This is a genomic window from Shewanella sp. BC20 (assembly GCF_003129585.1).
Classification (GTDB): Bacteria; Pseudomonadota; Gammaproteobacteria; order Enterobacterales; family Shewanellaceae; genus Shewanella; species Shewanella seohaensis.
On sequence record NZ_NHRI01000002.1, the window covers coordinates 83,509 to 103,681 of the forward strand.

18 protein-coding genes are annotated in these 20,173 nt (G+C 47.7%); 13 read left to right on the forward strand and 5 right to left on the reverse strand.

Annotated features, from left to right (window positions below):
- Window positions 1–40: 40 nt before the first annotated feature.
- The 5 genes from CBX96_RS02825 (at window position 41) to CBX96_RS02845 (ending at window position 3,649) form a co-directional block, all read left to right on the forward strand.
- Window positions 41–1,870 carry a DUF885 family protein gene (locus CBX96_RS02825; RefSeq protein WP_086902582.1) on the forward strand — a complete coding sequence of 610 codons (1,830 nt, stop codon included), beginning with the start codon at window positions 41–43 and terminating at the stop codon, window positions 1,868–1,870.
- A gap of 179 nt (window positions 1,871–2,049) precedes the next feature.
- The gene (locus CBX96_RS02830) at window positions 2,050–2,328 is read left to right on the forward strand and encodes a peptidylprolyl isomerase (protein ID WP_011623210.1); all 279 of its coding nucleotides are present in this window, start codon (window positions 2,050–2,052) and stop codon (window positions 2,326–2,328) included.
- A 74-nt stretch (window positions 2,329–2,402) separates the two neighbouring features.
- On the forward strand, window positions 2,403–2,939 hold the full coding sequence (locus CBX96_RS02835) for a GNAT family N-acetyltransferase (RefSeq protein ID WP_109285634.1): 537 nt from the start codon (window positions 2,403–2,405) through the stop codon (window positions 2,937–2,939).
- A 70-nt stretch (window positions 2,940–3,009) separates the two neighbouring features.
- Window positions 3,010–3,240, forward strand: a complete 231-nt coding sequence (locus CBX96_RS02840) for an RNA-binding S4 domain-containing protein (RefSeq protein ID WP_011623208.1) — start codon at window positions 3,010–3,012, stop codon at window positions 3,238–3,240.
- 22 nt (window positions 3,241–3,262) lie between these two features.
- On the forward strand, window positions 3,263–3,649 hold the full coding sequence (locus tag CBX96_RS02845) for a ribonuclease E inhibitor RraB (protein ID WP_011623207.1): 387 nt from the start codon (window positions 3,263–3,265) through the stop codon (window positions 3,647–3,649).
- Between the two features lie 53 nt (window positions 3,650–3,702).
- Here the strand turns inward: CBX96_RS02845 and CBX96_RS02850 are convergent, their stop codons facing one another.
- Entirely contained in the window at window positions 3,703–4,611 is a 909-nt protein-coding gene (locus CBX96_RS02850; protein ID WP_109285815.1) for a LysR substrate-binding domain-containing protein, read from the reverse strand.
- Between the two features lie 141 nt (window positions 4,612–4,752).
- Between CBX96_RS02850 and CBX96_RS02855 the strand changes: the two genes are divergently transcribed.
- From CBX96_RS02855 to CBX96_RS02870, 4 genes are all read left to right on the forward strand, one after another.
- Window positions 4,753–5,523 carry a TSUP family transporter gene (locus CBX96_RS02855; RefSeq protein ID WP_023267800.1) on the forward strand — a complete coding sequence of 257 codons (771 nt, stop codon included), beginning with the start codon at window positions 4,753–4,755 and terminating at the stop codon, window positions 5,521–5,523.
- A gap of 281 nt (window positions 5,524–5,804) precedes the next feature.
- Entirely contained in the window at window positions 5,805–7,007 is a 1,203-nt protein-coding gene (locus CBX96_RS02860; RefSeq protein ID WP_109285635.1) for an exonuclease SbcCD subunit D, read from the forward strand.
- Entirely contained in the window at window positions 7,004–10,060 is a 3,057-nt protein-coding gene (locus CBX96_RS02865; protein WP_109285636.1) for an AAA family ATPase, read from the forward strand. The genes CBX96_RS02860 and CBX96_RS02865 overlap by 4 nt, the downstream gene beginning before the upstream one ends.
- Before the next feature lie 266 nt (window positions 10,061–10,326).
- On the forward strand, window positions 10,327–11,622 hold the full coding sequence (locus CBX96_RS02870; RefSeq protein WP_011623202.1) for a peptidoglycan DD-metalloendopeptidase family protein: 1,296 nt from the start codon (window positions 10,327–10,329) through the stop codon (window positions 11,620–11,622).
- Window positions 11,623–11,952: 330 nt separating this feature from the next.
- Here CBX96_RS02870 and CBX96_RS02875 read toward each other — a convergent pair whose 3' ends face one another.
- The 4 genes from CBX96_RS02875 to CBX96_RS02890 all read right to left on the reverse strand — a co-directional run bounded on the left by CBX96_RS02875 (window position 11,953) and on the right by CBX96_RS02890 (window position 14,988).
- Window positions 11,953–12,411, reverse strand: coding sequence for a hypothetical protein (locus CBX96_RS02875; RefSeq protein WP_109285637.1), 459 nt, complete (start codon window positions 12,409–12,411; stop codon window positions 11,953–11,955).
- A 125-nt stretch (window positions 12,412–12,536) separates the two neighbouring features.
- Entirely contained in the window at window positions 12,537–13,046 is a 510-nt protein-coding gene (locus CBX96_RS02880) for a M48 family metallopeptidase (protein ID WP_011623200.1), read from the reverse strand.
- A 56-nt stretch (window positions 13,047–13,102) separates the two neighbouring features.
- A complete protein-coding gene (locus tag CBX96_RS02885; RefSeq protein WP_011623199.1) occupies window positions 13,103–13,540 on the reverse strand; it encodes a DUF3010 family protein in 438 nt (145 codons plus the stop codon).
- Window positions 13,541–13,638: 98 nt separating this feature from the next.
- Window positions 13,639–14,988: a DEAD/DEAH box helicase gene (locus CBX96_RS02890; protein WP_011623198.1), complete on the reverse strand. Its 1,350-nt coding sequence runs from the start codon at window positions 14,986–14,988 to the stop codon at window positions 13,639–13,641.
- A gap of 327 nt (window positions 14,989–15,315) precedes the next feature.
- Here CBX96_RS02890 and rssA point away from each other — a divergent pair, with 327 nt between their 5' ends.
- The 4 genes from rssA (at window position 15,316) to nrdG (ending at window position 20,105) form a co-directional block, all read left to right on the forward strand.
- Window positions 15,316–16,263 (forward strand): patatin-like phospholipase RssA, encoded by a 948-nt coding sequence (gene rssA / locus CBX96_RS02895; protein WP_011623197.1) that lies wholly within the window; start codon window positions 15,316–15,318, stop codon window positions 16,261–16,263.
- A 109-nt stretch (window positions 16,264–16,372) separates the two neighbouring features.
- Window positions 16,373–17,068 (forward strand): hypothetical protein, encoded by a 696-nt coding sequence (locus tag CBX96_RS02900; protein ID WP_109285816.1) that lies wholly within the window; start codon window positions 16,373–16,375, stop codon window positions 17,066–17,068.
- 352 nt (window positions 17,069–17,420) lie between these two features.
- Window positions 17,421–19,538 (forward strand): anaerobic ribonucleoside-triphosphate reductase, encoded by a 2,118-nt coding sequence (gene nrdD / locus CBX96_RS02905; RefSeq protein WP_109285638.1) that lies wholly within the window; start codon window positions 17,421–17,423, stop codon window positions 19,536–19,538.
- A 105-nt stretch (window positions 19,539–19,643) separates the two neighbouring features.
- Window positions 19,644–20,105, forward strand: coding sequence for an anaerobic ribonucleoside-triphosphate reductase-activating protein (nrdG, locus tag CBX96_RS02910; protein WP_086902593.1), 462 nt, complete (start codon window positions 19,644–19,646; stop codon window positions 20,103–20,105).
- The last annotated feature ends 68 nt before the right edge of the window (window positions 20,106–20,173 follow it).

A 20,173-nucleotide genomic window follows, 5' to 3' on the forward strand; every position in this document is an offset into this window, starting at 1 on the left:
GAGTTTGGCTATCACGGACCCAAAAGGAGAAATATAAAAGATGAAATTAAGTTTATTGGCGGGAACGATAGCGTTAGTGTTTGCTTTACAAGGCTGCTCAAAGCCGGAAACAACGGCAGCGGTACAAGAAGGCTCAACCCAAGCCGCTGCGGCGCAAACTGAAACTCAAACCGCTGAGTCTAAATACGTCGCCTTAGTCGATGCCTATTTTAAAGATTACTTAAAGTTAGAGCCGATTTACGCCACTTTTGTGGGTGTTAATGACTACAACGCGCAGTTCGGCGGCGACTTAACCGAGGAATATCTTAAGGCGCGTCATGATCTAAATACCCGTTATTTAGCGCAAGTGAGGGCGATTGACCTTGAGCAATTGCCAGCCGATTTACAACTCAGTTACGCGCTGTTTGTTTATGACCGCGAAATGGCCCTAGTGGATGAAACCTTCCCATCACGCTTTATGCCGATCAGCCAGTTCTACAGTACCGTGATCACTATGGTGCAATTGGGTAGTGGTGAGAGTGCACAGCCTTTTAATACAGTGCAGGATTATCGCAACTGGGAGCAGCGTGTTAACGGCTTTATTGATTGGATCCAATTGGCCGAGAATCGTATGAATGAAGGTATTGCCAGTAAGGTGGTGTTACCTCGCGTGTTAGTTGAGCGGATTATTCCACAGCTTGATGCCATGCTTACTACGGATGCCAGCCAAAGCATTTTCTATTCACCGATTAATCACTTCCCTGAAGGGTTTTCGGATCAAGATAAAGCCGAGCTAACAGCAAGTTATCAAGCGATGATTAATGAGCGTTTAGTGCCTGCATTAACGGGGCTGCGTGATTACTTCAAGCAGACTTACTTACCTAAGTCCCGCGCGACGGACGGTTGGTCTGGTCTACCAAATGGTAAAGCTTGGTATCAGCATTTAGCCAATTCTCATACCACCACAACCATGCCAGTGGATGAAATTCACCAAATTGGTCTGAATGAGGTCGCACGCATTCTTTCTGAGATGGACAAAGTCCGTGAGCAAGTGGGTTTTAAAGGTGACTTAAAAGCCTTTTTTGCCTCTTTATCGTCTGAGCCACAATACTTCTATAGCGATCGCCAAGGCTTAATCGATGGTTATATGGTGTTGAAAGATAAGATTAACCAAGTATTGCCACAGTATTTTAATGTTATGCCAAAGGCCGACTATGTGGTTAAACCGGTTGAAAGCTTTAGAGAGCAATCTGCTGCTGGCGCGTCCTATGAATCACCAGCTGTGGATGGGAGCCGTCCAGGGGTGTTTTATATCAACACCTATAACCTAAAAGCACAGCCGAAATGGGGTATGACGACGTTGTCATTACATGAGGCCGCGCCTGGTCACCATTTCCAAATCGCCATTAAGCAAGAGCTAACAGGCGTTCCTGAGTTCCAACGTTTCAGTGGCTATACCGCCTTCGAAGAGGGCTGGGCGCTGTATGCGGAATACTTAGGCATCGAAATGGGGCTCTTTAGCGACCCTTATCAGTACTTTGGTAAGCTTTCAGACGAAATGCTGCGTGCGATGCGTTTGGTGGTAGATACGGGATTACATGCCAAAGGTTGGAGCCGCGAACAAGCGATTCAATACATGAAGGACAATTCGCCCATGGCCGAGTCGGATATTATTGCCGAGGTTGAACGTTACATGGCGATTCCGGGTCAAGCGCTCTCCTACAAAGTGGGCCAGCTAAAAATCCTCGCCCTGCGTGAACGCGCGGAAAAAGCCCTGGGTGATAAGTTTGACCTTAAGGCTTTCCATGATCAGATCCTCACCTCTGGCTCATTACCTATGGCGGTGATGGAGCAGAAGATCGATCGTTGGATTGCTGCGACTAAGGCTTAACACTGAGTCAATTCTGCTGCGCCGTTATCGATAACAAAATTAATGACGGCGCGGTTTAAGACTTTTTAATTAAACAGAATGTTTTTATACTCAACATTCACATCCCGTTTTCAGTCATAAAAACGGGAACCATATGATATTTGGGGCAAATGTCTCAGGATTATTCAGGGAGTTTTATCATGGTTCAGGCTACAGCAAGACATTTGTTAGTGAGCAGCGAAGAGCAGTGCCAAGCACTTAAACAACAGATCCTCGACGGTGCCGATTTTGCGCAAATCGCCCGCGCCCATTCTTCATGCCCATCGGGTGCACAAGGTGGGGAATTAGGTTCATTCGGCCCAGGCATGATGGTGCGTGAGTTTGATGAAGTAGTATTTAGTGCACCATTAAACGTGGTTCAAGGTCCAGTTAAAACCCAGTTTGGTTACCACTTACTCGAAGTCACCAGCCGCGGTTAATCGTCTTTTTGCCGAGACAATGGCAGCGTTTGGCTGCCATTTTTTTTAGTTCGTCCATCGATTGGGGAGCCGCTATGCTTGAACTCTATACCGACAGATTAAGACTTCGCAGTTTACAAGAGCAGGATTGGCCACATTTCTTGGCATTACACCAAGATCCTGACATCAATCGCTATGTGCGTATTCCTGAATCTGCCGAAGTGATCCGGCAAAAGTTTGAGCAGCGCTCCGCCATCTGGGACTATGCCTCTGGCGATTGGCTTACGCTGACGATCGAAACTCTGGATACCGGTGAGTTTATCGGGTTAACCGGCTTTCATTGCCAAAGTGTGGAGGAGCAACGTGCCGAGGTCGGTTATTTGCTGGCGCACGCAGGGCAAGGTAAAGGTTATGCCACTGAGAGTTTACAGGCGGTTGTCGATTGGGCCTGTTTAAGTCTGTCAGTCCATAAATTGGTTGGGTACTGCGCTAAAGATAATATCGGTTCAGCCCGGGTGATGGAGAAATGTGGCTTTCAACTCGAGGGCGTATTTCGGCAGCATTTTAAGATAGGCGATGAGTGGCTAGATGAATCCGCCTATGGGCTGCTGGCCGATGAAAGGCAAAGATAAGTTAAATTATCTGCATCCCATGGGACATGCTGCTATAATGCCGCAGGTTTATTTTTTGAGGCGTGTTTAAGTGGCGCAAATTAATCAGTTAGCTTTGTATCCTGGCGAAGATTTTATTGAATTGTACAAAGTGTTAAAGGTACAAGGTATGTCGAATGCCGGCGGCGAAGCCAAGCATGTTATTGATGAAGGTTTAGTTACCGTCAATGGCGAAGTGGAAACGCGCAAACGTAAAAAAGTCGTTGCGGGTGACATCGTCAGCTTTAATGGTGAATCGGTTCAAATCATTGCGGCTGAATAAGCCAGATACTGTGGAGTAGGATATGCAATTTCCAGACGACGATAATGGCAAAATGCTGGCTGCGATGGCCGAAGCCGGAATTGACCTCACTAAAGCCCTCGATGTTGATTTCTTTTTAGTTTTCGATGATCAGCGCGATGCTGAAACTGCACTCGAAGAGTTAGCTAACTCCGATTTAGAAGGCGAAGTTGAACTAAACCTTAACGATGAGCTTGGTAAGTGGGAAATCATCGTATGCATCAACATGGTGCCAGACTACGATGACTTGGTTGAGCAAGAGACCATTCTCAATGATTTTGCGGCCGAGTTTGGCGGCATGACGGATGGATGGGGCGTGATGCAACATCAAGAAGGTGATGATGAGTTTATGGATGACGACCATGTTCATGATGAACATTGCCATCACTAAGCCTATCGCCGGATAAGCCGTTAAAAAACCACCGCTCAGGTGGTTTTTACTATCTAAGCTTTGTCGATATCTGACGATTGCCGATATGGGGCAAATAACTCGAGCATCCAATCGATAAAGGCTTGCACTTTTAGCGGTAAGCTAGGGGATTTGGGTGTGAGTAAGTAATAGGCGTATGGGCTGGTAAAAGGCGCTTGAAACGGGATCACTAAGCTGCCATTGGCCAATTGATCTTCGATAAAAAAACGTGGGATCAGTGCTGCGCCCATGCCACTGGCTGCGGCTTGACTCAACATATAAAAATGCTCGACGCCAAAGGTTTGTGCCTGCGTGAGTACCAGTCCCACTTTATCCGCCCAATATTCCCAAAGCTCTGGCCGAGTGGTGTGTTTCAGCAGCGTAACCTGATTGATGTCTTCGATGCTTTTGAGTTTAGGCGCGAGTGACGGCGCGCACACTAAGCACAAGTCTTCATCCATCAATTTGATGTAATTAACACCTCTGGGGAGTTGAGTGCTGCTGCGGATGGCGATGTCGTAACGGCCTTGGCTGAAATCGACGGCAAAGTCACCAATCGAGAGATCCACATACAAATGCGGATGCCGAGATTTAAATTGCTCCATCCGGGGGATTAACCAGTTGATGGTTAAACTGGGTAACACATTGATAGCTAAAGTTTGTGGCCGCGAGCCTTGGCTACGTAAATCGGCGGTGGCGCTTGATAAGGTTTGCAGAGCCGCTTGCACATGGGGCAAGTAGCGCTTGGCTTCGTCCGTGAGTGCGACTTTTTTATGCAGGCGTACGAAAAGGGCAAAACCTAAGAATTCTTCTAATACACGGATTTGTTTACTGATGGCGCCGTGGGTGACATGCAGCTCTTTGCTCGCAAGTGTCATGCTTTGCAAGCGGGCGGCAGACTCGAAAGCCCGTAATGCATTGAGGGGCGGCAAGGAAGTAAACATAGGCGTATCCGAATCGAGTAAATGATAAGGGTATTTAGTGTGAGCTTTGCTCACGCTAGCGCGACAATAACTCCTTTGCGTTTATAAGGCAAACGCAGTCTAATGCGAAGCCTTAGCTCCTATTACTCAATAATAACAATCATGGAATTTGAACTGACTCTACAAATTGCGGCATTACTCTTTGGCGTGGCTATGGTGGCGGGGTTTATCGACTCTATCGCCGGCGGCGGAGGATTGCTGACTATCCCAGCGTTAATGTGGGCGGGTTTACCGCCAGCGGTGGCACTCGGGACTAATAAATTACAGGCCTGCGGTGGCAGCTTCTTTGCGAGTTTGTACTTTGTGCGTAAGGGATTAGTTGATTTGAAGGCCGTTAAACTGTCCCTTATCTGTGCCTTTGCGGGCGCCGCCTTAGGCACTATTCTGGTGCAGTTGGTCGATGCCAAAGTACTGGAGTTAGTCCTACCTTTTTTAATCCTCGCGATTGGTTGTTATTTCTTGTTTTCGAAAAAGATTTCGGAAGATGACCGCCACCAAGTGTTAACGCCTACCGCCTTTGCCTTTACCGCCGCGCTCGGTGTGGGTTTGTATGATGGCTTTTTTGGCCCAGGCACAGGGAGTTTCTTCGCGCTGGCCTTTGTGACCTTGGCCGGTTTTGGTCTGGCAAAGGCGACGGCACACGCCAAGGTGTTAAACTTCTCGACCAATATTGCTTCGCTTATCTTCTTTACCTTAGGCGGCAAAGTGATTTGGGTGCTCGGCTTAGTCATGCTTGCTGGGCAGGCAATCGGCGCTACCTTAGGTTCGCGCTTAGTCGTGACCAAGGGCACTAAGATCATTAAGCCATTAGTGGTGACTATGTCCTTGGCCATGAGTGTGAAGCTACTAGCCAGCCAATATCACCTGTTTTGATATAGCCTCTCTCATATTTAACTCTCCCTAGTAAGGTCGATTGTCTATTTGTGCTGCATAGTCCATGAGCACAGTTTTCGGCCTTATTGCTGCAAATCTCTTCACTCCCTTGGTATTCGCTATACTCCGCAGTCATGTTTAGGATAACCTAGCATTTTTAAAGCGTTTTTAGGGGCTATTGGCTGTGTTATTGCCAAGCGTTTTCGCCTGAGACTTCACTCGTTAAATGGTAAGCGCCCACGCGATAAAATCGGCTTAGTATCCATTAAGGTTTAGCAACGATGAGATTTATCCATACCTCGGACTGGCACATTGGTCGCCAGTTACATAATCAATCACTCTTAGAAGACCAAGCCTATGTGCTTGATCAAATAGTGACATTGGCAGAGCAGCACACTGTCGATGCGGTGATTATTGCCGGGGATATTTACGATAGATCGATTCCTCCTGCCAGCGCCGTGGCTTTGCTCGATGAGGTGCTTAATCGCCTCATCACAGAGTTAGGATTACAAGTGCTGATGATTGCCGGTAACCACGACGGGCACGAACGCTTAGGCTTTGCGGCTAAACAAATGGCGGCAAGTGGCTTGCACATTATTGGGCCGCTTCAGGCTGATTTAACGCCGATCCGCTTAAGCAGCCCAAGTGGCGATGCTTACTTTTATCCGCTGCCTTACGCAGAACCTGCAACCGTGCGCCAAGTATTTGAGGCGGATGCTAAGGGGCTCAGCGTGTCCAGCCATGAAGAGGCGATGGCGCTACTGCTAGAACAAGTCCGCAGCCACGACAGCCAAGGGTTACCTAAGGTCGTTGTTAGTCATTGCTTTTTAGATGGTGGCAGTGAGTCCGAGTCCGAGCGGCCATTGAGTATTGGTGGCGCCGATAAAATTTCCCCACGGCTTTTTAGTGAGTTTGACTATGTCGCCCTCGGCCACTTACACGGACCGCAATATAAAGGCAGTGAACATGTACGTTATTCTGGCTCGATTTTGAAATACTCCTTTAGCGAACAGCATCAACATAAGTCTGTCACTTTAGTGGATGTCACAGCGCACACTCCGGCGCAGATCCAACTCTTGCCCTTAACTGCGCTGCGCGATGTGCGGATTATCGAAGGAGAATTGGCGCATTTATTAGATCTTGGGAAGACCGATGCCAAGCGTGAGGATTATCTGATGGTCAGACTCCTTGATAAACACGCCATTTTAGATGCCATGGGCAAATTGCGCAGTGTCTATCCCAATGTGCTGCATCTAGAACGTACTGGATTAATGGCGGGCGAACAGGCCGTCGCACTCAATCGTGACCATATCAAAAAAGGCGAAATGGCGATGTTCCGTGATTTTTTCAGTCAGGTTTCTGGCGAGGAATTGAGTGATGCGCAGCAAGCGGTTATGGATGAGATTTTAACTAAGCTTCACAGGGATGAAGGCGATAGCGGTGAATCTACTCGCGTTGCAGCAAAAGGGGAGCAATCCGCATGAAGCCACTCTCGCTGTCTATGTCGGCCTTTGGTCCTTTTGCTTCGAGTCAAACCATTGATTTTACCGAACTGGGGAATAACCCCTTATTCCTGATCAACGGGCCAACAGGCGCGGGCAAAACCACGCTGCTCGACGGAATTTGTTTTGCGCTTTACGGAAAAACCACGGGTAACGAGCGTGAAGGCAGCCAGATGCGCTGCGATATGGCTGATGATAGCGTACTGACTGAGGTAACCTTTCATTTTCAATTAGGTAGTACGGGTTATCGTATTCGCCGCGTCCCCGAGCAGGAAAGATTAAAGAAAAGCGGTGATGGCTCAACGGTACAAAAGAGTGAGGCGCAGCTGTATAAGATTGCCCCGGATGGCAGTGAAACCCTTATCGTCGCCAGTAAAGTGTCAGACGCCACGGCCGAAATCGAGGCATTAACCGGCCTAGATGTAGAGCAGTTCCGCCAAGTGATGGTGCTTCCGCAGGGGAAATTTCGCGAATTGCTGATGGCCGACTCTAAGGCACGTGAGCAGATTTTTAGCCAATTATTCCAAACCCATATCTATAAGCGCATCGAAGATACTCTAAAGGCTAAGGCGGCGGATATTCGTGCCTTAGTGAAAGAGCAGCGCGCCCGCCGCGACGGTATTTTGCAAACGGCAGCACTCACATCCGATGATGAGCTTGCCGCTGAGTTTAGCCGCATTGAACCCGAATTCGCGGCGGCGACGGCGGCAAAGGAGCGGAGCGTTGCGGCGCATTTGGCGGCATTAAAACAGCGTGATAGCGCGCAGCAACTCTTTGCTGAATTTACTCGCTTACAGGAATTGCAGGCTGAGGCGCTTAGCCTTAATGAGCAGCAAGCGCAAATTGCAACCCAAACGACACGGCTTGAGGTGCCCAAGCAAGCACTGCGGGTAAAACCCTTATTAGATAATGCCTTGTCGCGGGAGCAAGAAGCGAGTGTTGCAGCCGCTCAGCGCGATAGCGCACAGTTGACGCTCGATGCCGCTAAGCTCGCACTCTCTCATGCTGAAACTGCGGCGCAGGAAATTATCCCCCTTGAACATAAGCTGCGTGAGGTTGAGCAGCAAAATAGTCATCTCAGTGCGTTAGTGCCGCAGCTGGCAGAGTTTGCCAGCCTGGAACAAGCTTTAGCGCAGGCAAAAGAGATACTGCAACACACCAAATTGCAGGGGCAGGAGAGTAAAACTGCACTTGCCACCTTAGTTGAACAGCGCGGTCATTGTGAGAATCAACTGCCAGCCTTGCAATCGCAAAGTGAGCAGCAACTTGCCACTGCGCAGGCGCTGCAGCAGCACCGTCATATGCTCGAGCAGTTCAAGCAGTGGCAGCAGATCTGTGCCAAAGTTGCGCATACTCAAGGGGTTCTTGAGCAGGTCGGCTTACAAGGAAAAGCGCTTAATACCCAATATCAAGCAGCTTCAACGGCTTACAAGTCTTTGCAACTGAAATGGTTTCAAGGTCAGGCAGCCATTTTAGCTAGAGAGTTAAAACCCCATGAGCCATGCCCGGTTTGTGGCAGTTCGGCCCATCCGCATCCTGCGGTGAGTCATGAGGATTTACCAACGGATCTACAATTGCAGGCGGCGCAGGATGCCGAGGCCTTGGCGCTCGATAATCTCAATAAAGCGCGGGCAGAATATCGCGGGCTGCAAAAGCAATTAGAAACACAGCAACATCAGGCGAATGAGCTGGCAACAGTCCTTGGCGATAAGGTTGATTTGTCACTCGAATCCCATAGCCAAACCTTAGAAAGGCTCATGCAGCAAGCGAAGCAAGCCGATGCTGCGGCGCAAGCGCTGCAGCAGTTACAGCAACAGATCAAAACCTTGCAGCAGCAAGAGTCGACTTTGGCGCAGCAACTTGAACTTGAGCGTGAGCGTTACCGTGAGCAAGAAGGCAAAGTCGAACGGCTATCGGGTCAATTTGCGGAAAAAGCGCTGAGGATCCCAGAAGAATACCGAACACTGGATGTATTGAATCAAGCGATTGCACATAACCAGCAGCAACTCGAACAGATAAAACGTCAGATTGATGTTCTCAGAACCGCGCAGCAGCAGGCAACGCAGCAGAGTGTGGCGGCGCAAACGGCATTATCGGCGGCGATAGAGCGTTGTCATGCTACGGCAGATCTGCAGGCGCAAGCACAGCAGACACTACTGACGGCACTGGATAACGCAGGCTTTATTGATAGGGATGCATTGCGCGAAGCCTTGTTAACCGATGAGCAAATGCAGACGCTGGCCGAGGGCATAGAAACCTATCACAGACAGTGCGCCTTAAATCAGTCGCAACTGACTCAGCTTACAACCAAGTTGAGCGAGTCGACATCACCCGACCTTGACGCCTTGGAGGCCTTGCTGACTGAGCGACTCGCGCAGCTTAAAGCGGCGGAAGGGGTATGGAGTCAACTCCATACTCGGCTCACCTTGCTTAACAATACCCAAACTCAGCTGGCGATTGTCGATCAAAAGGCCAAATCCCTCGAGGATGAATACGCTGTGGTTGGCACCTTGGCCGATGTTGCCAATGGTAATACGGGCAACAAAATTTCCCTGCAACGCTTTGTGCTCAGCGTATTGCTCGACGATGTGTTGCTTGCGGCAACGCAGAGGCTGCATTTAATGAGTAAAGGGCGCTACCGATTATTGCGTAAAGAGGACAGGGCGAAGGGCAATAAGGCCTCAGGGCTGGAGCTTGAAGTCGAGGATGCCTACACCTCTAAAGTGCGTCCCGTTGCGACCTTAAGTGGTGGTGAGAGTTTTATGGCTGCCTTGTCGATGGCATTGGGCTTATCCGATGTGGTTCAAGCTTACGCAGGGGGGATAAAACTCGATACCTTATTTATCGACGAGGGCTTTGGCAGTTTAGATCAGGACTCCCTCGAGCTTGCCATCCGTACCCTCATGGATTTGCAATCGGCGGGCAGGATGATTGGGGTGATTTCCCATGTTTCGGAAATGAAAGAGCAGATAGGCACCCGAATTGATATCTTGAAAACCTCCCATGGGAGCGAAATCAAGGTGATTTTGCCTTAGTGTGATCTAAGTGGATGAGTATTTTCTTAACACTTTGTTTTTATTGACATGGCTAACGCGATTTTAAGCTGCTTAACATCTATATACAGAACACACAATCGGTTTAAAGTGCTAACTGACGCATGTTTTTAGTAAATAGTGCTAGAAAAGTGCAAAATAGCGTTTGTCATAATCGGTTTTTTGGGATAAGTTGGGAAAATTCGGGCTTCCCCCTGTGGGACTGATTCAAAAATATAACGCAATAACGATAACAAAAGGTGAAAGCGTTGCAGACAGGTAAACCCAATTTGGCTAATTTTCCGCAAATTCGTTTGCAGAACTTATCTTCAGCCCAGAAAAATATTCTCCTTGTTGGAGGTCTATTAATCGGTGCGGCGATGTTAATGCCGAATGCTAATCATGTGGTGCCTACTGCTCAACGTATTCCCGTCGCGCTCGATATTGAGACTATATTGCCACAGATATCAGAGCCTGTAGAAACCGCTCCGATTGTCGATAATACCCCGCATTTTGAACGCGTCATCGCCTCTGGTGATACTTTAAGCGCTTTATTTTCTAAGGCGGGTGTCGATCAGCAAACCATGTATAAGGTATTAGAAGCCGATTTAAACATTCTGGCGCTAGATACCTTATTACCCGGTAACCGTATTCAATTTTGGCTGGATAATGAAGGCCAACTGCAAAAGTTAGAACTGTATTTTAATGCCGCGCGCCAAGTGGTATTTACTCGTTATGAAGATGGCAGCTTTAACGTTGAAGAAATTAACGTTGAAGGTGTGTGGCAAAACCGTATTCTCACTGGCGATATTAAAGGCTCATTCTACGTTTCGGCGCAAAAAATGGGTTTAGCAGCGGCCGATATTCAGCGGATTGAAGATTTACTCAAAGAGAAAGTGAATTTCGCACGAGATCTACGTGCAGGTGATAAATTTTCTGTTTTGGTAAATGATCAATATGTTGAGGGCGAAGCAACCGGAAGCAGCCAAATATTAGGCGTAAGCATTAAAACGGGTCGCTCAGAAATTAGTGCATTCCAACATACCGATGGCAGTTATTACGATGCTAAAGGCCAAAGCTTAGTGCGAGCCTTCCAACGTATTCCATTGGCTAAACAGCCACGAATGAGTTCTCGTTTTAACCCGACGCGTAAACATCCTATTACTGGCCGCATTTCTCCCCATAACGGTACCGACTTTTCAGTACCTATTGGCACTAAAGTTATTGCTCCAGGCGATGGTGTCGTAAGCTTAGTCACCGATCACCAATTCGCGGGTAAATATATTGTGATTGAACACGGTGGTAAGTACCGTACACGTTATTTACATCTTTCTAAGGCATTAGTGCGTAAAGGTCAGAGAGTGACTCGTGGCCAAGTGATTGCTTTATCAGGCAATACTGGACGTTCTACCGGTCCACATTTGCATTATGAATTCCATGTTAACGGCAGACCTGTGGACCCAATGAGAGCCGATATCCCGATGGCGAGCCAATTAGCGAATCAAGAATTACGTACCTTCACCAATATAGTGAAGAGCCGCCAAGCGTTAATGAATTTAGGCTAATCCATTCATTAATCCGAGCGAACCGAAAATAAAAACGCCGATGAATCTGATCTCATCGGCGTTTTTATTTGCGCTGCGTGTAGTGATAACGGCTGGAAAACGCTGTATTCATCAAAATACAAGTTTAATCGGGTTGATGTTTGGCCGAATAAGCAATGAGTGTTACTGCTTTAATAAGCGTTGAATAGAGTGAAGCTGGCAACAACATAAAGAGTACAAGCAGATATCGCCTTATAGATGCGCCGAGTGCCGATATAAGCGAGTTACTTCGCGTTACTATGCTTTGTCTTTATCTAATTTGATTAGGTTACGGCGGTCAACTCAAATGAATTAACTGGCCTGACGTTTTTGCATTGCCTTTAAGGCACATTTGCATAGACGACCTTTTAAAGCTGGGCAGCCTCCGCAGGGGGATTTTTTATAAGGACGAAGTGCAAAACTGCGTTCAGTGGCTAATGGACGGATATGCTTAATAACGGCGGATGATAAAAATTTAGCATCATTCGCGGCACTAAAATGGGCTTTAGCTAATTTAAGTTGTTTCTTGCGGGCGGTCTTATCGAGAGTTTGGATTTGCTGTTTCGCCACATATTCGGACAATAATTGGCTTAAGTGTTTACGCTGCTGTTTTTTCTGTTGAGCGCGAGTCGCATGCATTATTGGGGTATTTGCCGAATAAAGGTTTTGCAATTCAACAAGGCTATTAGATTTTGCCTGCTGTTTTTGCAGTTTCTTGGCCTGTTTTTTACACCACTTTTCCAGTTTTTTACCAATTTTTTGCTTTTTCATACGACTTTTACACTGCTTTTGTGTGCTAACGAATAAGACAGATTCATTCTAAATGAAAATTATTATCAGTCAACTGAGTGTGAGAAATAGACGAGAAAAATGCGAGCTTACTTGAAAAAGTTTATTTAGTTTGAGTAGGGCGATTGGTTAGCGTCGATACAGGTTAGCAATAAACGCAGATCGAATTCGAATTGATGGTAATCGGGCTCCATATAAGTACACAACTTATAGAAAGCTTTATTATGATCCTTCTCTTTTAGGTGAGCGAGTTCGTGTACAACCACCATTCGAAGCAAGGGTTCGGGGACGCGCTTTAACCGTGAAGAGATACGGATTTCGTTCTTAGCCTTGATTTTATTCCCTTGCACTCTGGAGACGTAAGAATGTAAGCCAAGTGCATGATGACTCATACTAATTTTGTCATCGAAGATCACTTTTGACAGGGGAGAGGATTGGCGTAAAAACTGATTTTTTATCCCTTGGGTATAGTCATAGAGAGCTTTGTCGCTGCGGATCTCGTGAACAGTGGGATGACGACGCAGCAAAACATCCGCAAGCTTTCCACCTTCGAGTAGTTGCTGAACTTGGCGTTGGATATCCGGACTATAACCGCTTAAATATTTTAAGGTTTGCATTGTTTCTAGCTGTGGGGAAACGAGCTTAGCGCTACAGTTGCGCTAAGCTCACACGCTTAAGCTTTACCGAAGATACGGCGATTTTGCTGAGCGTAGGCCGCCTCAAAGGCGGGTTGTTGGACGCGTTTGAGATCTAAGCTGTCAAAATCAACTTGAGGTGGATTACGCTTGTTTTGTTCCTTTATCGCAACAGGCGACAACAAGGTCACCGGCAGATCGCCGAGTTGAATTGCGGCTTCGAGTTTAAAGCTGGTGGCAGAGCCAGCCAGTTTGCCTTTTTGCTCGCGCTCGATAACGACGATTTCATCGACCTTATAATCTTCCATTAACTTATGGAAAGCGAAGTGAAATTCACGGATCGTTTCCGCTGAGGCTGATTGAGCGACGCTAAAAGACACTTTACGGCAGCTTGGTACGTTGAAGGTTTCACCTTCGTAGCTCAGCAGACTGATAATGGCTTCGCCGCCTTTTAATTCAACACCACAAATTCGCATGTTACACCTTTAAATATCAACATTTCTTACATATGGCAGGAGCATATTCCCGCCCGTAATATCGAGAGTCTGCACTATGGACTCTCGTGAGTAAATCATTAACGCTCGTCGTCATGATCCTGCAGCAATGGCGCCGCAGGTTTTTTACGCATTGGCGCATCACCCACATCAACCCCAGTGATAAAGCGTTTATCCCTTGAGGGAGCTGCTTTAACGGTTTTTGACTTGGCGTTCGCTTTGGTTTTTGTTCCTGCCTTGGTTACCGCTTTAGCTGCGGCGGCTTTAGGCTTGTCTTTTAAACCACTAAATTTAGCTTCGAGCCCCTTAATCACGCTGATCTCAAAGGTCTTTCTCAGGAAGAGTTGTACTTTCTTAAAGTTATCCCAATCCTTAGGACCAACGAGGGAGATTGCATCACCTTTGGCGCCTGCGCGTCCGGTACGACCTATGCGATGGACATATTCTTCGGCAAATTTTGGCATGTCGAAGTTAATGACGAGGGAGACATTGAGTAAGTCTAAGCCACGGGATGCCACATCTGTGGTCACCAGAATCTGCTGCTGACCACGGGCAAATTGATCCATGATTTGATTACGTGCCGCTTGTTTAAGCTCACCACTTAAGGCGGCTGTGGCAAAACCCTGCGCCGAGAGTTTGCTCGCTAAGCGTTCGGTGTCGGCGCGGGTGGCGGTAAAAATAATCACTTGCTTGTGAGTTTCATCGCTAAGCAGGCGTGTGAGCAGGGCTTCTTTGTGATCTAAGTGATCGCACAGATAAATACGCTGGGTTATGTCCTGATGCTCAGTGTGGGCTGCGCCAATCGCAACATGCGACGGATTTTTAAGTAATGCTGCCGCAATCTCATTGATTTCACTGTGATCTAAGGTGGCCGAAAACATTAAGGTTTGACGGCGCTTATGATCGGCTGCAGCGTTGATGGCTTTTAATTGCGGCGCAAAACCCAGATCCAGCATACGGTCGGCTTCATCAAGGACAAGCAGTTCTAATCCATTGAGGAAGAGGTTTTTTTGCTCTAAATGATCGGCGATACGCCCAGGCGTTGCCACGATAAAATGTGGCTCTTTTGCCAGCGCTTTGGCTTGATCGTTAAAGTTTTCACCGCCTAATACGCTAATGGCTTTGTATTGGGTGTTCGCCACTAGTAAACGTAACTGACTATACACCTGATGGGCTAATTCACGGGTAGGTAATAAAATCAGTACTCTAGGATCGCGCTTACTTAAAGCGCGGGTGGAGATAACCCTTTGCAATGCTGGCAACAAAAACGCTAAGGTCTTACCTGACCCAGTCTTTGATGATGCCATTAAATCTTTACCTGCCAATGCGATAGGCAGTGCTTGTTCCTGGATGGCGGTTGGGGTTGCAATCCCCATATGCTTTAAGCTTTGTAACAGACGCTGGTCCAGAGAAAAATCAGTAAACTGCAAAGGTATATCCCCTAAATCTGAGTGAGGGCAGATTATAGCCTTAAATCACTATGCTCAGCTATCTTGATTGGTCATTATCTTACTGGATCCGCTAAATTACGGCTGATATGGCAGACTTCATTTCGAGCATCCATTTACTCCAAACAATTTGCTTGCTGAACAACTTAGTGCGCACCTTCTCGCAATGGATGTGTATGATGCTCGATTGAAGAGTGTTGGATACAGGCCTTTGCTTAGGCAGGCGGAATAATAAACCATTAATGATTGACACTGTTCTGGGCGGAATTTAGCTTATTCAAATCATAGAGTTGTTAAGGGAAACATAGTATGAGCAAAGGGACAAAACCGACAATAGGTATTGCCTTAGGAAGCGGAGCCGCCAAGGGCTGGGCACATATTGGCGTACTTAATGGGCTCGCCAATATGGGGATAAAACCCGATAAGGTGGCCGGTTGCTCAGTAGGAGCCTTAGTGGGCGCAGCCTATGCTCATAATCATTTAGCCGAGCTTGAAGAGTGGGTACGCAGCTTTTCGAGTTGGGATGTCCTCGGACTGATGGACATTCGCTGGCGTAAAGGGGGATTGATTGGTGGTGAGAAAGTCTTCGATGTACTGCAATCGCGTATCGGCGATATCAATATTGAGGATTTGGACCGACCCTTTGCGGCGATTGCGACGGACTTATATTCAGGGCAAGAAATCTGGTTTCGCCATGGTGATTTACGCCAAGCCGTGCGCGCCTCGTGCTCAATGCCAGGGATATTAGCCCCCGTACGACAAGGGGAGCGTTGGCTCGTCGATGGCGCCGTTGTTAATCCTGTGCCCGTGTCTGTGAGCCGAGCTATGGGCGTCGATATAGTGATTGCCGTTGATTTGCATGGGTTTCATTCTGGGCGGCTGCAAGTATTGCCCGTCAACATGACCAGCCATAAGGCGCCAAAGGAAGAAAATGAAATGCCCGCTCGCCAAGAAACTGGCTTTATGGATTTGTTTGCTAGGGGGCGGGAATATGTCAGCAGCTTAACCGACAAGTTTTCCCTCGGCACTAAATCTAACCCTGGCATGATTGCGGTAATGTCACAGTCGATGGGGATTTTAGAGCAACGCCATAAGCGGGCGCGTTTGATGGGTGATCCTCCCGATATTTTGGTCGTGCCTGAAGTCGCTAATATCGGCACTATGGAGTTTCACCGCGCCGACGAGGCTATTGCCGCAGGAGAAGCGGCTGTCGCTAAGGCGGCGCACTTGATTGAAGCGGCAATTTGGAAAGGTTAATCGACAGGGATGGTTCATCGTTACATATTGATTTAGGCAAGTGATTGTTTGATTGGCTTATTTTTTGCTTTAGCTTCATCACACAGTGTTAGATGCCGAATTATTGACGATGAATCCTCTTTTAAATGCCTTAAATCTGAACCGTAGCAGTGTTGCCGATGCCTATGGCCTGAACAGCAAGAAGACGGACACGAGTAAGACAGACACAAGTAAGACTGAGTCCAGCACGGAGGCTAAGTCATCCGTCAAGGATACACCTAAGACTGAAGCGAAACCGAGCGATGACATTGCTTTGTCACCCCGCGCGCTTAGGGCACAAAAAATCCAAGCGATGTCGAAGGACTTTTTTGCCGATGGCCAGTTTAGTGTGTCAGATATCCCAGCCCTAGTGTCTCGACTGCAAAAGGACGGCATTTTGTCCGATGCACAGGTTGAGCGCCTGTCACAAAATGGCATTAATTTGCCGAGTCAAAAGCCGAGCAAGCAATCCCTGCAGGACTTTATCGACGATGAGCTAAAGTCTTTGGCGGAAAAGTCACCAAACAGTCCTATGATCGACACCTTAGTCGATGCTAAAAACGTATTGTCGAATATGGATGATGCGCAATCCCCAGTGCTGGCACAAAAAGCCACTAAGGTATTTGGCCAGTTAACCGATTATCTAAATAGCAACCCCACACTGAGCGACAGCCAAAAACAGTTATGGCAGGGGCTTAAGTCGACTATGCAAGTGGCTTCCTCCATGGGGATGCAGCAGTCGGCATCGGGGCAACTGAGTAGTTATCTTGCCTTAGCCAAGCGCTAACTCTGTTTGAGTGTAAACCTTAGCCAAGGGCAAACGCCGAGCTACGGACTGCTTTTATTCCAAGGACTTTTATTACAAGGACTTTGGCTTTCGGGCCAAGGTACTTTGTCGTGATTAGCGGGCATTTTTAGCGTCCGCTATCCTGCTTTATGGCCAAGGTCAAGGCTTAAAACTGAGATCATTGGGTTTGGCTACAGTTCTTCTTTGTTCTTTTTATCCATCCGATAAATCATGATCTGGATCATGGAATTTTAGGTGTTAATGCCGCTTAATTACCTAGATATTGTGTTTATTGATTATCTAAACACTATATGTAGTGTTAATTTTAATCGGAATGGAGAGGAACTGAACAATGCCAGTCGTGATCAAGCGGGATGGTTGCCGCACACCTTTTGATGAAACAAGGATAAGAGATGCAGTGATAGCGGCTGCAAACTCGGTTGGGATAGAGGATGCTGACTATGCCGCGACGGTTGCAGCTTGTGTGAGGGAGCGAGTGGCCAATCTGGCAGAAGTCGAGATCCACCATTTACAGGATGCGGTTGAAAACCTACTGATGGAAGGGCCTTACAAGTCTCTGGCGCGGGTCTATATCGAGTATCGCCATGACAGAGATATTTGCCGCGATGCGACCAGTAAACTCAATCTTGAAATCCGTGGTTTAGTGGAGCAGAGCAATGCGGCGCTGTTAAATGAAAACGCCAATAAAGACTCTAAAGTGATCCCAACCCAGCGGGATCTACTCGCGGGTATCGTCGCTAAACATTACGCCAAGAGCCATATTCTGCCTAAGGATGTGGTGGCCGCCCATGAACTTGGTGAAATCCATTACCACGATCTCGATTATTCGCCGTTTTTCCCGATGTTTAACTGCATGTTGATTGATTTGGCGGGCATGTTGACCCACGGTTTTAAAATGGGCAACGCCGAAATTGAGACCCCAAAATCCATCTCCACCGCTACTGCTGTTACGGCGCAGATTATTGCCCAAGTGGCGAGCCATATTTATGGTGGCACTACGATTAACCGTATCGATGAAGTGCTCGCACCTTTTGTGGCGAAGAGCTATGACAAACATTATCAAGTGGCACTCAATTGGCAGATAAAAGATGCCAAGGCCTATGCGACGGCGCTGACAGAAAAAGAATGTCATGATGCTTTCCAATCCCTTGAATATGAAGTGAATACCTTGCATACCGCCAATGGACAAACGCCCTTTGTCACCTTTGGTTTTGGTCTTGGCACTTCGTGGGAGTCGCGTTTAATTCAGCAATCCATGTTGAAAGTGCGTATGACGGGCCTAGGTAAAAATCGTAAGACTGCCGTGTTCCCTAAACTGGTGTTTGCGATTCGTGATGGCATTAACCACAAGGCCGGTGATTGCAACTACGATGTCAAACAAATGGCCCTAAAATGCGCCAGCATGCGCATGTATCCTGATATTTTGAACTACGAGCAAGTGGAAAGAGTCACGGGATCATTTAAAACCCCAATGGGCTGTCGCAGCTTTTTAGGCTCCTACAAAGAAAATGGCGAGCTGGTCCATGAAGGGCGCAATAACCTTGGGGTGGTGAGCTTAAACTTGCCCCGAGTGGCCCTCGAGGCCAATGGCGATGAGGCTGAGTTTTATCGTATTTTAGATGAGCGTTTACAACTTGCCCGCCGTGCATTAGATACTCGCATCGAACGCTTAAATGGCGTTAAAGCCAGAGTTGCGCCGATTCTGTATATGGAAGGCGCCTGTGGTGTGCGCCTGCGCGCCGATGATGATATCGCCCAAATCTTTAAAAATGGTCGGGCATCGATTTCATTAGGCTATATCGGTTTACATGAAACCATCAATGCGCTCTATGGCACTGAAACCCATGTGTTTGATGATGCTAAGCTTAGAGAAAAAGCGGTGGCGATTGTCGCGCACCTTAAAGCGGCTACCGATGCATGGAAGGCCGAAACCGGTTATGGGTTTAGCCTTTATAGCACCCCGAGTGAGAGCCTCTGCAGCCGTTTCTGCAAGCTCGATGCGCGCCAATTCGGCGTGGTTGCAGGGGTCACCGATAAGGGCTATTACACCAATAGCTTCCACTTGGATGTGGAAAAGCGGGTGAATCCCTACGATAAAATTGATTTTGAGCAGCCATATCCTGCGATCGCCAATGGCGGATTTATTTGCTACGGCGAGTATCCCAACATGCAGCACAATATCGAAGCGCTCGAAAATGTGTGGGATTACAGCTATAGCCGCGTGCCTTACTACGGCACTAACACGCCGATTGATGAATGCTACGACTGTGGTTTCACAGGTGAGTTTAGTTGTACCAGTAAAGGTTTTACTTGCCCTAAATGCGGTAACCACGAGCCAAGCCGAGTGTCCGTCACTCGCAGAGTGTGCGGTTACTTAGGTAGTCCAGATGCCAGACCATTCAACCATGGCAAGCAAGAAGAAGTGAAACGCAGGATCAAACACTTGTAACACTTTTGCCTTGTTTGTTTTGTTACACTGGCACAGTCGCACTGGTGGCGACTGTGCTTTGATGTTTAGCCCGTAATCATATTGGGCTTTAGCGCGGACGCAGTAATGAACTATCACCAATATTATCCCGTTGACGTGGTGAACGGTCCAGGCACCCGGGTAACCCTATTTGTGTCAGGTTGTGAGCACCAATGCCGAGGTTGCTATAATCAAAGTACTTGGGATGTGCGCTCAGGCCATTTGTTTGATAAGGCGATGGAAGATACGCTTATCGCCGATCTACAGGATGAGCGCATTGTGCGCCGCGGCTTGTCACTCTCTGGCGGCGATCCGCTCTTACCCGCCAACCTTGAGGGGATCCTCGCGTTAGTGAAGCGGGTGAAAACCGAATGTCCGGGTAAAGATATTTGGCTGTGGACGGGTTATACCTGGGATGCGCTAACGGATAAGCAGCGTGCGGTATTGGAATATGTGGACGTGCTGGTGGATGGTAAATTCGAGCAGAGCCTTGCCGATCCGAGTTTGCCATATCGTGGCAGCAGCAATCAGGTGATCCGTTTCTTATAAAAGCGGTAACGAGGATCGCTAACTTGCTGTTATAATCCCACACCTTGACACAGTGACCCGGACATTCA

What these genes read in the sequence shown, in the direction of transcription:
- CBX96_RS02825 (WP_086902582.1), top strand. Translation starts at nt 41, where the DNA reads ATGAAATTAAGTTTATTGGCGGGAACGATAGCGTTAGTGTTTGCTTTA.
- CBX96_RS02830 (WP_011623210.1), top strand. Translation starts at nt 2,050, where the DNA reads ATGGTTCAGGCTACAGCAAGACATTTGTTAGTGAGCAGCGAAGAGCAG.
- CBX96_RS02835 (WP_109285634.1), top strand. Translation starts at nt 2,403, where the DNA reads ATGCTTGAACTCTATACCGACAGATTAAGACTTCGCAGTTTACAAGAG.
- CBX96_RS02845 (WP_011623207.1), top strand. Translation starts at nt 3,263, where the DNA reads ATGCAATTTCCAGACGACGATAATGGCAAAATGCTGGCTGCGATGGCC.
- CBX96_RS02850 (WP_109285815.1), bottom strand. Translation starts at nt 4,611, where the DNA reads ATGTTTACTTCCTTGCCGCCCCTCAATGCATTACGGGCTTTCGAGTCT.
- CBX96_RS02855 (WP_023267800.1), top strand. Translation starts at nt 4,753, where the DNA reads ATGGAATTTGAACTGACTCTACAAATTGCGGCATTACTCTTTGGCGTG.
- CBX96_RS02860 (WP_109285635.1), top strand. Translation starts at nt 5,805, where the DNA reads ATGAGATTTATCCATACCTCGGACTGGCACATTGGTCGCCAGTTACAT.
- CBX96_RS02865 (WP_109285636.1), top strand. Translation starts at nt 7,004, where the DNA reads ATGAAGCCACTCTCGCTGTCTATGTCGGCCTTTGGTCCTTTTGCTTCG.
- CBX96_RS02875 (WP_109285637.1), bottom strand. Translation starts at nt 12,411, where the DNA reads ATGAAAAAGCAAAAAATTGGTAAAAAACTGGAAAAGTGGTGTAAAAAA.
- CBX96_RS02880 (WP_011623200.1), bottom strand. Translation starts at nt 13,046, where the DNA reads ATGCAAACCTTAAAATATTTAAGCGGTTATAGTCCGGATATCCAACGC.
- CBX96_RS02885 (WP_011623199.1), bottom strand. Translation starts at nt 13,540, where the DNA reads ATGCGAATTTGTGGTGTTGAATTAAAAGGCGGCGAAGCCATTATCAGT.
- rssA (WP_011623197.1), top strand. Translation starts at nt 15,316, where the DNA reads ATGAGCAAAGGGACAAAACCGACAATAGGTATTGCCTTAGGAAGCGGA.
- CBX96_RS02900 (WP_109285816.1), top strand. Translation starts at nt 16,373, where the DNA reads ATGAATCCTCTTTTAAATGCCTTAAATCTGAACCGTAGCAGTGTTGCC.
- nrdD (WP_109285638.1), top strand. Translation starts at nt 17,421, where the DNA reads ATGCCAGTCGTGATCAAGCGGGATGGTTGCCGCACACCTTTTGATGAA.
- nrdG (WP_086902593.1), top strand. Translation starts at nt 19,644, where the DNA reads ATGAACTATCACCAATATTATCCCGTTGACGTGGTGAACGGTCCAGGC.